The organism is Nocardioides segetis, assembly GCF_051390595.1.
Lineage (GTDB): Bacteria > Actinomycetota > Actinomycetes > Propionibacteriales > Nocardioidaceae > Nocardioides.
Genome location: NZ_JBNINR010000002.1, coordinates 522980 through 536692 on the forward strand (window position 1 = coordinate 522980; position 13713 = coordinate 536692).

Genomic DNA, 13713 nt, shown 5'->3' on the forward strand with positions numbered 1-13713 from the left:
GCGGCGGTGGCCCCGACTGTTCCCTCGGTCCTTCCATGGTCCCTGCCGCCACCAAGGGCTCCGCGCCACGTCCCGGCATCCGGACCCCGGCTACCAACGAGTAGGCTCCGTGCTGTGGTGACCGAGCAGTTCAACCTCGACGAGCCCCGACCGCGCGGCGTACGCCTCCCGCGGCGCGAGCGACGCGCGCAGCTGCTCGCCGCCGCCCTGGAGGTCTTCGTCGCGCAGGGCTATCACGCGGCCGCGATGGACGACATCGCCGAGCGCGCCGGGGTGTCCAAGCCCGTGCTCTACCAGCACTTCCCCGGCAAGCTCGAGCTCTACCTGGCGATCCTCGACGTCGCCTGCGACTCCATCATCGCCAACTGCCGCCGCGCGCTGGAGTCGACGCAGGACAACAAGCAGCGGGTCGCCGCGGCGATCGACGCGTTCTACGCGTACGTCGGCCACGACACGGGCGCGTTCCGGCTCGTCTTCGAGTCCGATCTCACCAACGAGCCGGCCGTGCGTGGCCACGTCGACCGGGTCACGACCGAGTGCGCGGCGATGATCGCCGCCGTCATCGAGGACGACACCGCCCTGCCGGCCGCGGCCTCGCAGCTGCTCGCCGTCTCGCTGGTGGGAATGGCACAGGTCAGCGCCCGGTTCTGGCTCACCGAGACCGACGGCGCCATGGCGGGCCTGAGTCGCGACGACGCCACCGCCCTGGTGGCGGGCCTGGCCTGGCGGGGCATCCGGGGCTACCCGCTCACGGAGGACCACCCCGAGGCCTGAGGCGGGCCTGACTAGGCTTGCGCCAACCCCACGAACGAGGAGTGTGACCATGACCGTCGAGGTCAAGATCGGTGTCCAGAACACCGCCCGTGAGCTCGTCATCGAGACCGACGAGTCCCACGACGCCGTCGCGAAGCAGGTCGCCGACGCGATCGAGTCCGCCGAGGGCGTGATCGTGCTGACCGACACCAAGGGCAAGGTCACCGTCGTCCCGACCGCCAAGCTCGCCTACGTCGAGATCGGCCGCAGCACCGCCGGACAGGTCGGCTTCCGGAGCTGAATGCGGGCTGAGCCCCGCCGGGAACTCCGGCAGGCCGCCCGGGCGTTGACCAGGTACGACCCGGGAGGTGAGCGCGATGCTGCAGTTCCGCTTCGCCGCGCGCAGCGAGACCGGTCGGGTGCGCACCGACAACGAGGACGCCGGGTTCGCCGGGCCGTACCTCCTCTGCGTCGCCGACGGCGTCGGCGGTGCCGAGGCAGGTGAGGTGGCCGCCGCGACGACGGCCTACGTCGTCAGCGCCCGCGCGCTCGCGCATCCCGGCCACGAGCCGGCCCGCCTGCTCGACGCGGCGGCCCGCGAGGCGCACGCGCAGCTCGCGGCCGGGATCGCGGCGGATCCGCGCCGCACCGGGATGGCGACGACCCTCACCGCGGTCCTCACCGACGGCATCCACGCCGCGCTCGCCCAGGTGGGCGACTCCCGGGCCTACCTGCTGCGCGACGGCGAGCTGAGCCAGCTCTCCCACGACCAGACCCTGGTGCAGTCGATGGTCGACAGCGGTCAGCTGAGCGCCGAGGAGGCCGCCGCGTCGCCGTACCGCAACGTAGTGCTGCACGCCGTCGACGGCGAGCACCCGCCCGACCCGGACGTCCTGCTGCTCGCCCTGCGCCCCGGCGACCGGCTGCTGCTGTGCAGCGACGGACTCAGCGACGTCCTCTCCCCCGCCATGATCGCCCGCGGGCTCGCGCCGGACAGCCGCACGATGGCCGTCGACCGCCTGGTGCTCGCGGCGCTCGACGGCGGCAGCCGCGACAACGTGACGGCGATCGTCGCCGACGTGGTCGACGCGCCGGCCATCGCCGCCGACGGCATGGTCCTGGGCGCCGCCTCCGCCCTGGCCAACGTGGTCGACCCGGCCGCCGTTCGGCCGTTGCGCTCGGCCTGAGTCCCGTCCGGCCTACACTGGGCGAGTGAGCGCGAAGCGGTCCTACGAGTACGCGCGCCTGTGGGTGCCGCTGTACGACGCCGCAGCGCTCGCCGTCACCCGGCCGGTCTACCTGGTCGAGGCGGCCGACGGGTTCGAGGGCATCGCGGCGGAGAAGAACACGACGCTGATGGGGCTGTTCAACGAGCTCGGCCGCGCCGGCTGGCGCATCGAGATGACCGCGCAGCGAGTGGAGCACCCGGCGCCGGAGTTCCAGATGCTCATCGACGCCACGCTCGACGAGGCCGACCACGCCGTCTCCCCCGCCGAGGTGGCCCACGCGGTGGGCTCCGGCGGCGACCCGGCCGGGGCCGTGACGCAGTTCGACGTCTACGCCATGCGGCGGCGCGTGGACTGACGGTCCGCGACGCGCTCGCCTCAAACGCCAAACAGGTCTCCGTACTCGTCGACGCGCTCGAGGACCTGGGTGGGCGTGAACTGGTCGAGGCCGAGGGGGTCCTCGGCGCCCTCGGCCACCTCGTCCCAGCCGACGGGGGCGGCGACCTGCGGCCGCGGCGTGCCGCGCAGGGAGTACGGCGCGACGGTGGTCTTCGAGCCGGCGTTCTGCGACCAGTCGAGGAAGACCTTGCCTCGCCGCCGGGCCTTGGTCATCGTGGCCGTGACCAGCTGGGGATGGGCGGCCTGGAGCTCCTCGGCGATCTCCTTGGCGAGCTCGCTGGTCTCGGCGGAGGGCAACGGCTCGGGCAGGGGCGCGTAGAGGTGGAGCCCCTTGCTGCCGCTCGTCACCGCGACGGCGTCGAGGTCGCGAGCGGCGAGCGCCTCCCGCACCTGCAGGGCGACCTGGCAGCACTCGTGCAGGCCGGCCGGCTCGCCGGGGTCGAGGTCGATGACCAGGCGGTCGGCGCCGACCGGCTCGTCGTCCGCGTCGACGGTCCACTGGTGGACGTGGAGCTCGAGGGCGGCGAGGTTGACCGCCCAGACCAGGGTCGGGAGGTCCTCGATGATCGGGAAGACCAGGGTGTCGCCGTGCCGGCTCGGCCCCCGGCTGCCGGTCGTCGGGACCTCGGCGGTGCGCACCCAGCCGGGAGTGCCGCGCGGGGCGTTCTTCTCGAAGAAGCTGAGGTCGCCCACTCCGTGCGGCCACCGGATCCGGGTGACCGGGCGTCCCGCGAGGTGCGGCAGCAGGGCCGGGGCGACCCGGACGTAGTAGTCGAGCACCTCGCCCTTCGTGGTGCCGGTGCTCGGGTAGAGCACCTTCTCGAGGTTGGTCAGCCGGAGCGTGCGGCCCTCGACGTCGACGTGGACCTCGGTCTGCGGGTGCTCGCCCTGCTTCGGCATCAGCCCTCCTCCGTGACGAGGTCGTCCGGGGCCAGGTCGGTGCGCACACCGCGGTACGACGGCTGGCGCAGCCGCGCGTAGCCGACGCCGTGCGTGTCGACGTCGACCACCACGACCGGCTCCACCCACCGCGTGCCGTCCGCGTCGACGCGCGGCACCTCGTCCCCGAACGGGCTGGTCGCCCGGACCAGCGGCGTGAGCAGCTCGGTCAGCACCCGGGACTGCTTCGGTCCGATCCCGCTGCCGACCCGCCCGCGGAAGAGCAGCCCGGCGGCCGTCGGCTCCCCCACCAGCACGGCGGCGAGCCGATCGCTCGTGCCGACCTGCGGCCGCCAGCCGCCCACGACGAACGAGCCGCGGTAGCGGTGGGGGAACTTCAGCCAGTGGTGGCTGCGCTCGCCGGGCCGGTAGGTCGAGTCGCGACGCTTGCTGACGATGCCCTCGAGCCCCTGGGACCGGGTCGCCTCGAACAACATCGCGCCGTCGTCGTACTCCCCCGGGACCTGCCAGCCCGACCGGGTCAGGTCGAGCTCGGCCAGCCGGCGGCGGCGCTCGTGCAGCGGCAGCCCGCACAGGTCCTCGCCGCCGACACGGAGGAGGTCGAAGACCATGTAGGTCGCCGGGATGCGCGCGGCCAGGCGGCTCACCGTCGTGGCGTTGCGGACGTGCATGCGCTCGGCGAGCACCCGGAAGTCGGGCACCCCGCGCTCGTTGAGGGCGATGATCTCCCCGTCCACCACGAGGTCCGCGTCCGTCGCGGGCGGGGTGACCAGCTCGGGCCAGGCCGCGTGGATCCGGTTCCCGTTGCGGCTGGTCAGGGTCACCGCGCCGCCGGCGGCCGCGCCGATCGCGCGGACACCGTCCCACTTGACCTCGTGACACCACTCCTCGCCCTGCGGCACGTGCGTGCCGGGGGTGGCGAGCATGGGGCGCAGGTCGGGCACGGACCCATCATGCCGCCCGGTGGGGGCCAGCAGCGCGTAGGCTCGTTCCATGCGTGCGATCTGGAAGGGTGCCGTGTCCTTCGGCCTCGTCAGCGTGCCGGTCAAGCTCTACAGCGCGACCGAGAGCCACGACGTCTCGTTCCGGCAGGTGCACGCCAAGGACGGCGGGCGGATCAAGTACCAGCGGGTCTGCTCGATCGACGGCGAGGAGGTGCCGTACTCCGACATCGCCAAGGGGTACGAGACCGAGGACGGCGAGATGGTCATCCTCACCGACGAGGACATGGCCAACCTGCCGACGACCTCCTCACGGGAGATCGCGGTCGAGAAGTTCGTGCCCAGCGACCAGATCGATCCGCTGCTGTTCGAGAAGTCCTACTACCTGGAGCCGGAGGGCACCGGCGCCAAGCCGTACGCGCTGTTGCGCCAGGCGCTGCTCGACGCCGACCGGATGGCTGTGGTGACGGTCGCGCTGCGGCAGCGGGTGACGACCGCGGTGCTGCGGGTCCGCGACGACGTGATCGTGCTGCAGACGATGATGTGGCCCGACGAGATCCGCACCCCCGACTTCAGCGTGGAGACCGGCGAGGTCAAGGACGCCGAGGTCAAGATGGCGCACATGCTCGTCGAGACGCTGTCGGGCGACTTCGATCCGGCGGAGTTCGAGGACGACTACGCCGACGCGGTGCAGGCCGTCGTGAAGGCGAAGATCGAGGGCGGCGAGGTGCAGCGCACCGAGACGTCGGCGAAGACGGGCGGCGAGGTGGTCGACCTGCTCGCCGCACTGCAGCGCTCGGTCGAGGCGGCCAAGACCTCGCGCGGCGAGACGGACGAGAAGCCGGCCAAGAAGGCCGCCACGAAGAAGACCGCGACCAAGAAGGCCGCCAAGAAGGCGCCCGCGAAGAAGACGGCGACCAAGAAGACGACCGCCAAGAAGACCACGAAGAAGGCGGCGGCCAAGAAGGCCAGCTGACCGCTGTCCTCAGGTCTCACCGACCTCGTACGTCGGGATCGGGGCCGTCGGTTCTCCACACCCGCCTGATCGCGTGTCCTCTGTCCCCAGGCGGGTTTGCGACGCTCTGCAGTGTCGTAGCCCGGTGTGAGAATCCGGTCATGGATCTCGGAACCCGCGCCCCGTCGACAGCAGTCCTGCTGTCGCGTGTGGGTGAGCGGATCCGGTCCCGCGAGGCACTGCTCGTCGAGGAATGGGAGGACATCACCGCCTGGGCGAGCGACCACGTCATCGCCGGTCCCGAGGGGGTCGCGACGATCACCGAGGGCTACCTCGACACCGGCGTCCCGATCGCCGGTCCCGGCGCACCCCTGGTGTCGGAGTTCGCGTTGATGGAGCTCATCGCGGTCCTCGGCCGGTCGCCGGATGGTGGGCGGGCGTATGTCGGGCGGGTCATCGAGTGCGCCTGGCGCCTCCCGAACGTGTATGCCGCGGTGGTGGCGGGGCGGTTGGCGCCGTGGCGGGCCGAGCGGATCGCCGACCTCACCCGACCCCTGTCCGCCGAGGCGGCGGCGTTCGTGGACCGGCAGCTGTGGGACGCCACCAGCGTCGGGTGGGCCCAGCTCGAACGACTCGTCACCGAAGCGGTGCTGCGGTTCGACCCCGAACACGCCGAAGCCGAACGGCAGACCGCGGCGGATGGTCGCCGATTCGACATGAGTGAGGTCGACGAGCACGGCCTGGTCCACCTCGACGGGCTCCTGGATGCCGCGGACGGGCACGACCTCAACCAAGCGGTCGCGCGCCGTGCCGAGGTCCTCGCCAGGCTGGGTGACGACTCCTCGTTGGATGTGCGGCGGTCCAAGGCCGCTGCCGAGCTGGCCCGCCAGGATCTCGCGTTGGACCTGTTGGTCCCCGACCCCGACACCGGAGAAGTCGTCGACATGGTCCCGGGACGCAAGGTCGTGCTCAACGTCCACATCACCGACACCACCCTCACCAGCGACAGTCCGGCCGACGACCTGGCTGGGTGGAACCCGTTCGCGAATCCGGTGGGTCGGTGGGAGGAGGGCCGCTGCCCGATCACCTCGGCCCAGATCCGCGAATGGCTCCGTGCCCGGCACACCACCATCATCGTCCGCCCGGTGATCGACCTGGCTGGCCATGTCCCGGTCGGCTCGTATGAGATCCCCGAGCGCCACCGCACCCGGGTGATCCTGCGCGACCACACCTGCCGGTTCCCCCACTGCACACGTCCCGCACGAGCCTGCGACGTCGACCATGCCCGACCCCACAGCGATGGCGGTCCGACCTGTCCGTGCAACGAGGTCGCCGTTGTGCCGGCGGCACCATCGTGCGAAGACGCACTCGACCTGGCGCTACGACATCCCGACGCCCGCGACCTATGTGTGGACCAGCCCGAACGGCCGCCGGTTCCGCGTCGACCACCGCGGCACCCACCCCATCCGGACCGACACCCACCGATCGAGCGACCCCGACCCACCCGACGGGTAGCAACCCCGCTCCGAACCCCGCAGGAGCACGCACCCGCGGGGGTCCAGCCATGCCTCAAGGGGCGCGGCCCGTCGCACGGTGACGCTCGCCGCGCTCGGCAGGCGGGTCGGGTCGGATCAGGGCCGGGCCGCGGCGCGCGGCGGGGTGGCCGCGAGGACGTCGTGGTCCGTCGCGGGACCGATCACCAAGGTCGCCCCGGCCGACGGCGGGCCACAGCGCACGCGGACCCGCCGCTCGATCGGGTACTCCACGACGCGCTCGTCCTCGACGTAGGTGCCGAACCGGCTCCCAGGGTCGACCAGCACCCAGCCGTAGACGGTGGCCTGCAGCTCGGCGTGGCGGCGCGAGACCGAGCCGGCGCTCAGCACGACGTCGGCCTCGACCGCCCGGCCGATCCGGAAGACGCCCTTGCCGTCGAGGCGCACGACCCGGCCGTCGACCTCGACCACGAGGCCGGGGCCGTGTCCGAGCACGCGGCTCATGACGCACCGTCCGGGCGGCGTACCTGCACCGTGGCGTTGCGGATCTGGAGCCGTGCACCGGGGACCAGCTCGATGGTGCGGTCCGGCTCCAGCAGGAAGTTCTGGCCGCCGGGGTAGGCGACCGGCCACGAGAAGTCCGACGCGTTGTGCAGCCCCCAACGGTCGGCGGCGTCGGGATGGCGGCGGGCTCGCGCGAGCACCTGCGGCTGGTCGACGCCGGACGTCAGGTGGTCGGAGCGGATCGTGGCCTGCGGACCGACGGCGATCGTGCGCCGCCCGACGTCGAGGAGGTACGGCGGCCGCACGGCGGTCCCGTCCTGCCAGCAGGTCACCGTGTCGTCGTCCGCGCTCCAGAAGTTGGTCGTGCCGCACGCCGGGCAGGCGAGCATGCCGTCGCGCAGCCGGTCCAGCGCCTTGATCCACTGTCCCTCGGTCACCCGGGCGCCCGGGTTGTCCAGTCCCTCGACGAACGCCTGGACGAACAGGTCGCGCAGGAACTGCGGGTAGATCGCCCAGTACTGCTGGACGATCCGGGCCGGCCGGTTCTCGGCGCGGGAGGGATGCATGCAGAAGAGCGGGTCGGTGCCGAAGTGGGCGAGCAGCCAGTCGGCGTCGCGCATCCCCGCATCGGTGCGCTCACCCTCGAGGGGATGGCCCAGGAAGAGGGAGTAGAACAGCAGCACCGCGAGGGAGTGCCGATCGGTGTCGGTGTTGGGCAGCGTGCGGTAGGTCGTGTCGCGGACCACCTCCGGCGCCATGAAGTACGGCGTGCCGAGGACCCGGCCGGTGCCGTTGTCGATCCCGACGTTGTCGTTGTCGCAGATCAGCACGTCGCCATTGGCCGGGTCGAAGAACACGTTGCCGAAGGAGATGTCGCGGTAGCACAGGCCACGCGCGTGCAGCCGGAGGAAGCTGTAGCTCAGCTGGCGGCACAGCTCGATGATGGCGGCGAAGGACACGTCCAGCGCCTTGCCGTCGCGGTCGGCGTTGAGGAGCAGGTAGCTGAGCTCGAGGAAGCGGGGATGACGCAGGTGCATCACGTAGCCGAAGCTCGGCTCGGTGCCGACACGCGCCATGCTCAGCGGCCACAGGAATCGCTGGTGCGGCGATCCGATCTCGACCAGCTGCTGCATCTCGTCGTACTGCCGTGCGGTGGCGCTCTCCGGCTTGTACCACTTCAGCGCGAGCGGCTCGCCGGAGTCGCGGCGCACCTCGAAGACGTAGCCCTGCCCGCCCTGGCCGAGCAGCGACGTGACCCGGGCACGCCCCAGCGGCCCGAGGTCGACCTCGACGCCCTCTGCCAGCACCATGGCTGTGCCCGACCTCCGTACTCGCCTTACCCGCCTTCGTGGACCCGTGACAGGCTATAGCCTGGGCGGTCCGGGGAGAGTTGAAACCCGGCGGCGCCCGCAGACCCTGGAAGGAGGCCGCGATGAGCGACCGGCTCGGGGGTGCGCTGGCGCGCAAGCCCCTGCACTTCATCTTCGTGCTGGACGTGTCGGGTTCGATGCTGCGCGGCGGACGCATCCAGGCCCTCAACAACGCGATCACGGAGGTCCTCCCCCACCTCCGGGACGAGGCACGCGCCAACCCGCACGCTGAGCTGCTGGTCCGGGTCCTGGCCTTCGCCAACGAGCCGCAGTGGATCATCGAGGAGCCGACGCCCGTCGAGCAGATCCACTGGAAGCGGCTCGAGGCCGTCCCGCGCGGCTTCACCGAGCTCGGCAGCGCGCTGCAGCGGCTGGCCGGCGCACTCGATCACCTCGACGAGAACCACAGCGCCTTCCCCCCGGCGATCATCCTGGTGTCCGACGGCCGCCCCACCCAGAGCAGTGGCGTCACCTTCGCCGAGGGCCTGCAGGCGCTGCTCAACAACCGCTGGGGCGCCACGGCGGTCCGGCTCGCGCTCGGCGTGGGACGCGACGCCGACATGCACTCGCTGCGCCGCTTCATCGGCGACGAGGACGTGCCGCTGCTGCGCGCGGACAACCCCGAGCAGCTCGTCGAGTACATCGTGTGGGCGTCGAAGGCGGCCAGCAAGGTCGCCTCCCGGCCCGTGGTCGGTCCCGGCTCCGGGATGACCGCGGTGCCGCCGAGCCCGATCGGCGACCCGATCTGGAGCACCCTGGGATGACGGACCGGCCGGACCCCGATCCGGCGTGGACGACGCTGTCCGGTACGACGATCGGCTCGGTCCACGTCCGCGACCGGCTGCCGATCCAGGACGCCGTGCTCACCTGGAGCGACGACGGCGGGCGCCAGGCGGTGGTGGCCGTCGCCGACGGCCACGGGCACCGCAACCACTTCCGCAGCGACACCGGTGCCGCTCTGGCCGTGGTCAGCGCGGTCGAGGAGCTGCGCCGCGTCCTCCCCGAGCTGCGGGCGGCCGACGACGACGCCCGGGAGCGGGTCGAGCGGGCCGGCGCCGCGATCGTCGCGACCTGGGCGGCGAAGGTCCGTCACCACGTGGCGGCCAATCCCTATTCACCCGACGAGGACGAGCTCGGCGCGTCAGCCGATCCGCTGCGCGCGTACGGGTCCACGATCCTCGCCACCGCGGTCAGTGGCGACGTGATGGTGTTCCTCCAGATCGGCGACGGCGACACCGTGCTCGTGACGGCGGACGGCGCCGCGGCGCGCCCGCTCCCCGAGGACCCCGACCTCGACGGGCTGCACACCACCTCGCTGTGCCAGCCGCGGCCGTTGGACGCACTGCGGGTCGAGGTCATCGACGCCGCCGCGGAGCGGGTGGCCCTGGTGTTCCTGTGCACCGACGGCTTCGGTCGCTCCCGGGTCGACGCCGAGGGCTGGTGGCGCCAGACCGGCGAGCAGCTCGTGGAGTTCACCCGGACGCGCGGCGTGGGCTGGGTGCGCGAGCAGCTGCCGGAGTGGCTGGCCGAGCCCGCCCTCGTCGGCGGCGACGACACCACCATGGCGCTGCTGGTGCGCGCCGACGCACCGGCCGTCCTGTCCCGTCCCGACCTGGTCGACACGCTGCCGACGCCCTGAGCGTGGACGCGGTCCTGCCGAGCTCGCGCCCCGCGGGTCTCAGTCGTCCGAGGGCCACCAGGACTCGAGCTTGCCCAGGTCCCCCTCGAAGCTCCAGGCGACGCCGTAGCAGTGGCAGTCCTGGGAGTTCCAGTCCCAGTAGAGGATCGCGGTCTCGCCGGAGCTGTCGAGGTAGGCGTAGTAGCCGCCCTCGGGCTCGCCCTCGCCGAAGCGCCAGGTGCCCCCGTCGCCCTGCGTGACCGCGTCGTCGTACTGGTCCTTGTAGTACTTGCGGTCGGCCCTGAGCTGCTTGCGCGTCGCGTAGCGGCCGACGGTGACCACGATGTCGTCGACACCGGCCGCGCAGGTGCTCTCCTCGGTCTCGCCGGGGAAGTAGGTGCGCTGGCGGGTGCAGCCCGCGACGTCCATGTTGATGTCGATGAACTCCCGCAACACCGGGTGCGCCGGCGCGGTCGGCTCGGCCACGCGGGGCGCGGTGGCCGAGAACGCCGCGACGACCGCGTCGATGGTCGCCGTCCCTTCACCCTCGAGCTGGGCGGACTGGAGCGCGGTTCGGCTGTCCCAGTAGACGACCGCGGGGTCCGTGGTGCCGCCGCGTTCGGGATCGAACTCGTAGAGCGCGGTCGCGTCGTTGTCGGCCGTCAGCGTGCCGGCCCGGTAGTCGAGTCTGGCCGCCCGCGCGGCGACGAGAGCGGCGTCGTCGGCATAGGTGACCAGGCGCAGCGTGCCCGTGCTCACCGTGCACCGCAGGACCTCGCTCTGCCCGGTCCCGGGCTCCTCGGCCTCGCACGCGGAGACGCCGGCGGTGATCCGGCTCGACAGCGCGCCGTAGCGCTCGTCGACCGCCGCGGGATCGACGTCGACCGCGGGTGTCGTGGGCCCACCGCTCGTCCGCGTGCGCGGGCCCGGCTCGTCCCCGTCGCGGGACAGGGCAAGGAGGGCGCCGACACCGCCGCCGACCAGCACGGCGCCGGCGACCGCAGCGGCGATCCACGGCACCGCGCCGCGGCGCGGCGGACCAGCGCCGGCCGGCGCCGCGGGATGGCCGCCCGGCGGGAACGCCGCCGGAGCGGGGTACGGCGCCGGGCCGGCGGGCGAACCGACCGGCGGGGACGCGGGGTCCGCGGACGCGGCGACGGGCGGGGGCGGCCAGGCGGCGGGCGGCGGCAGCGGGCCCGTCGACGGTCTGCTGGAGCTGTGGCGCAGGACCACCGCGACGGGCACCGACCCGACGGCATACCCGAGCACGGCCGACGCCCAGCTCGAGGCGGCCAGGTCGTCGCCGCCGCGGTCCCGGGCCAGCCGGGCGCCCGCCTCCTCCACGGCGCGCGCCGGGTCGGCACCGCCGTCGATGAGCTGGCCGAGCGGCTGCAGCACGCCGAAGCGCACGGCGTCGACGAGGAGGTTGATGTCACCCGTCGTCGCCTGCTCCTCGGTCAGGACGTCGTCGAGCATGCCGCGGAACCCGCCCGCGTCGGCGAGGATGCCGGGACCGTGTGCCGCGACGAGCTCGCGCAGTGTGTCGTGCAGCTCGCTCGGCCCGGGCCCGGCGACGCTCACGCGGTCTCCCAGCGGAACAGCTTCGCGGCGAGCAGCGTGATCACGGTGGCGAAGGCGGCCAGGATCAACAGCGGCACGACCGCGGCGCCCGGCCCCTGCCCCCGCACCATGACGTCGAGCATCCCCTCGTTGAGGTGCTTGAGCGGCAGGACGTCGGAGAACCGCTGCAGCCAGGTCGGCGAGGCGTCGAGCGGGAAGAACGACCCGCTGAGGAACGCCATCGGCAGGACCAGGAAGTTGGCGAGGTTGACCGCGCCCTCGACGGTCTTCGCCACCGCGCCGGCGAACAGGCCTAGGGCCATGAAGCACAGCGTCCCGACGATGATCAGCGGCAGCGCCATCCACCACGAGCCGGACAGCTGGAGCCCGAACGCGGCCGCTCCCAGGCCGATGAAGAGCGCGAACTGCAGGAGCGCGACGGTCAGGGTCACGGTGATGCGGGCCGCGACCACGGTGCCCGTGCCGACCGGCGCGAGCTGGAGGCGACGCAGCAGCTTGGACTGCCGCCAGCCCTGCAGCGTCGCGGCGGCACCGAAGGCGGCGCTCATCGCGATCGCCCAGCCCAACAGCCCGGGTGTGACGAACTGGATGGTCGTCAGGGAGTCGTCCTCGACCTGCTCGGTGACGAGACTGAACGTCGGCGGAGCGCCGCTGAGCGCGACGTTCGTGCCGTCGACGAAGGCGCGGAGCGTGCCCTGGGTGACGGCCGCCTTGACCTGCTCGGTCTGCGTGTAGTGGGCGATGATCTCGTTGCCGCGCTGCTCCAGCGCGACGTCGGCGTCGCCCTTGCGTACCTGCTCGAGGGCGTCGTCCAGGTCATCGCTGCGCGTCACCTCGAAGGTGTCCGCGAACGCCTCGTCGGCTCCCTTCGGCAGCTGGTCGATCAGCGGCACGCTGCCGACCTGGATCATGTCGACCTTCGACTGGTCCTGGCTGGAGAACAGCCCACCGAAGAGGACGAGGAACATCAGCGGGAAGATCACCGCGAAGAAGACCGAGGCCCGGTCCCGCAGGAAGCCGCGCAGGATGGCGATCGACAGCGCCCAGAAGGGGGATCGGAGGCTCATGCGCGGTACTCCCGTCCGGTGAGGGAGAGGAAGACGTCCTCGAGGGTGCCCGTCTGGACGGTCACGCCGTCGAGGTGGTTGCCCGCGGCGAGGACGCCGATGACGCCGGCGGGGTCGCGGGTGACCAGGACGACGCCGTCGACGTCCTCGTGGGCCTCGACGACGGCCGGGATGGCGGTCGCCGCCGCCACGCTCAATGAGCCGGGGGCGACCCGGATCCGGGCGGGGGCGTCGAGGCCCCGGACCAGGGCGGCGGGAGTGTCGAACTGCAGGATCCGGCCGTGGTCCATGACCGCGACCCGGTCGCAGAGGATCTCCGCCTCGTCCATGTAGTGCGTGGTGAGCACGACCGTGCGTCCGCTGTCGTTGATCGAGGAGAGCAGGTCCCACAGGTTGCGCCGTGCCTGCGGGTCCAGGGCCGCGGTCGGCTCGTCGAGGAACACCAGCTCGGGATCGTGGACCAGCGCGCACGCGATGGACAGCCGCTGTGCCTGGCCGCCGGAGAGGTCCTCCACCCGGGTGTCGGCCTTGTCGGTCAGTCCGACCCGCTCGACCCACTCGTCGGCGGTGGCCTGCCCGACGCCGTACAGACTGGCGAAGGTGCGGATCTGCTCGCGCGCCGTCAGTCGCTCGAAGAAGGACGACGCCTGGAGCTGGACGCCGATCCGGGGCTGGAGCCGCGGGTTGCGCGGCCATACCGCCTCCCCCAGCACCTCCACCCCGCCGGCGTCGGGCCGGCGCAGGCCCTCGACCATCTCCAGCAGCGTGGTCTTGCCCGCGCCGTTGGGCCCGAGGACGCCGACGAACTCGCCCTCGGCCACGTCGAGGCTCACGTCGTCGACGGCGACCAGGTCGCCGTATCTCTTGGTCAGTCCGGTCACGTGGATGGCTGTAGTCATCGTGACC

14 protein-coding genes are annotated in these 13713 nt (G+C 72.4%); 7 read left to right on the forward strand and 7 right to left on the reverse strand.

Annotation, left to right across the window (positions count from 1 at the left end):
• Positions 1 to 114 precede the first annotated feature (114 nt).
• The 4 genes from ACPZVR_RS06175 to ACPZVR_RS06190 all read left to right on the forward strand — a co-directional run bounded on the left by ACPZVR_RS06175 (position 115) and on the right by ACPZVR_RS06190 (position 2337).
• A complete protein-coding gene (locus ACPZVR_RS06175; RefSeq protein WP_282400406.1) occupies positions 115 to 774 on the forward strand; it encodes a TetR/AcrR family transcriptional regulator in 660 nt (219 codons plus the stop codon).
• Positions 775 to 823: 49 nt separating this feature from the next.
• On the forward strand, positions 824 to 1054 hold the full coding sequence (locus ACPZVR_RS06180) for a DUF3107 domain-containing protein (protein ID WP_436698692.1): 231 nt from the start codon (positions 824 to 826) through the stop codon (positions 1052 to 1054).
• Between the two features lie 76 nt (positions 1055 to 1130).
• Entirely contained in the window at positions 1131 to 1940 is an 810-nt protein-coding gene (locus ACPZVR_RS06185; RefSeq protein ID WP_436698693.1) for a PP2C family protein-serine/threonine phosphatase, read from the forward strand.
• Positions 1941 to 1965: 25 nt separating this feature from the next.
• Entirely contained in the window at positions 1966 to 2337 is a 372-nt protein-coding gene (locus tag ACPZVR_RS06190; protein WP_436698694.1) for a hypothetical protein, read from the forward strand.
• 20 nt (positions 2338 to 2357) lie between these two features.
• Here ACPZVR_RS06190 and ligD read toward each other — a convergent pair whose 3' ends face one another.
• Positions 2358 to 3278, reverse strand: coding sequence for a non-homologous end-joining DNA ligase (gene ligD / locus ACPZVR_RS06195; RefSeq protein WP_436698695.1), 921 nt, complete (start codon positions 3276 to 3278; stop codon positions 2358 to 2360).
• Positions 3278 to 4222: an ATP-dependent DNA ligase gene (locus ACPZVR_RS06200; RefSeq protein WP_436698696.1), complete on the reverse strand. Its 945-nt coding sequence runs from the start codon at positions 4220 to 4222 to the stop codon at positions 3278 to 3280. The genes ligD and ACPZVR_RS06200 overlap by 1 nt, the downstream gene beginning before the upstream one ends.
• Before the next feature lie 49 nt (positions 4223 to 4271).
• Here ACPZVR_RS06200 and ku point away from each other — a divergent pair, with 49 nt between their 5' ends.
• Positions 4272 to 5195, forward strand: coding sequence for a non-homologous end joining protein Ku (ku, locus tag ACPZVR_RS06205; RefSeq protein WP_436698697.1), 924 nt, complete (start codon positions 4272 to 4274; stop codon positions 5193 to 5195).
• A gap of 1610 nt (positions 5196 to 6805) precedes the next feature.
• Here the strand turns inward: ku and ACPZVR_RS06210 are convergent.
• Both ACPZVR_RS06210 and ACPZVR_RS06215 read right to left on the reverse strand, forming a co-directional pair.
• Positions 6806 to 7171, reverse strand: a complete 366-nt coding sequence (locus tag ACPZVR_RS06210; protein WP_436698698.1) for an FHA domain-containing protein — start codon at positions 7169 to 7171, stop codon at positions 6806 to 6808.
• Complete coding sequence (locus tag ACPZVR_RS06215) at positions 7168 to 8481, reverse strand: protein kinase domain-containing protein (RefSeq protein ID WP_436698699.1); 1314 nt, start codon at positions 8479 to 8481, stop codon at positions 7168 to 7170. The genes ACPZVR_RS06210 and ACPZVR_RS06215 overlap by 4 nt, the downstream gene beginning before the upstream one ends.
• 122 nt (positions 8482 to 8603) lie before the next feature.
• Here ACPZVR_RS06215 and ACPZVR_RS06220 point away from each other — a divergent pair, with 122 nt between their 5' ends.
• Both ACPZVR_RS06220 and ACPZVR_RS06225 read left to right on the forward strand, forming a co-directional pair.
• Positions 8604 to 9305: a vWA domain-containing protein gene (locus tag ACPZVR_RS06220; RefSeq protein WP_436698700.1), complete on the forward strand. Its 702-nt coding sequence runs from the start codon at positions 8604 to 8606 to the stop codon at positions 9303 to 9305.
• Positions 9302 to 10180, forward strand: coding sequence for a protein phosphatase 2C domain-containing protein (locus ACPZVR_RS06225; RefSeq protein WP_436698701.1), 879 nt, complete (start codon positions 9302 to 9304; stop codon positions 10178 to 10180). The genes ACPZVR_RS06220 and ACPZVR_RS06225 overlap by 4 nt, the downstream gene beginning before the upstream one ends.
• A gap of 39 nt (positions 10181 to 10219) precedes the next feature.
• Here the strand turns inward: ACPZVR_RS06225 and ACPZVR_RS06230 are convergent, their stop codons facing one another.
• The 3 genes from ACPZVR_RS06230 to ACPZVR_RS06240 are packed head-to-tail and all read right to left on the reverse strand — an operon-like array spanning position 10220 to position 13706.
• On the reverse strand, positions 10220 to 11740 hold the full coding sequence (locus ACPZVR_RS06230; protein ID WP_436698702.1) for a hypothetical protein: 1521 nt from the start codon (positions 11738 to 11740) through the stop codon (positions 10220 to 10222).
• Positions 11737 to 12807: an ABC transporter permease gene (locus tag ACPZVR_RS06235; RefSeq protein ID WP_436698703.1), complete on the reverse strand. Its 1071-nt coding sequence runs from the start codon at positions 12805 to 12807 to the stop codon at positions 11737 to 11739. Before ACPZVR_RS06235 ends, ACPZVR_RS06230 begins: the two co-directional genes overlap by 4 nt.
• Positions 12804 to 13706: an ABC transporter ATP-binding protein gene (locus tag ACPZVR_RS06240; RefSeq protein WP_436698704.1), complete on the reverse strand. Its 903-nt coding sequence runs from the start codon at positions 13704 to 13706 to the stop codon at positions 12804 to 12806. Before ACPZVR_RS06240 ends, ACPZVR_RS06235 begins: the two co-directional genes overlap by 4 nt.
• Positions 13707 to 13713 lie beyond the last annotated feature (7 nt).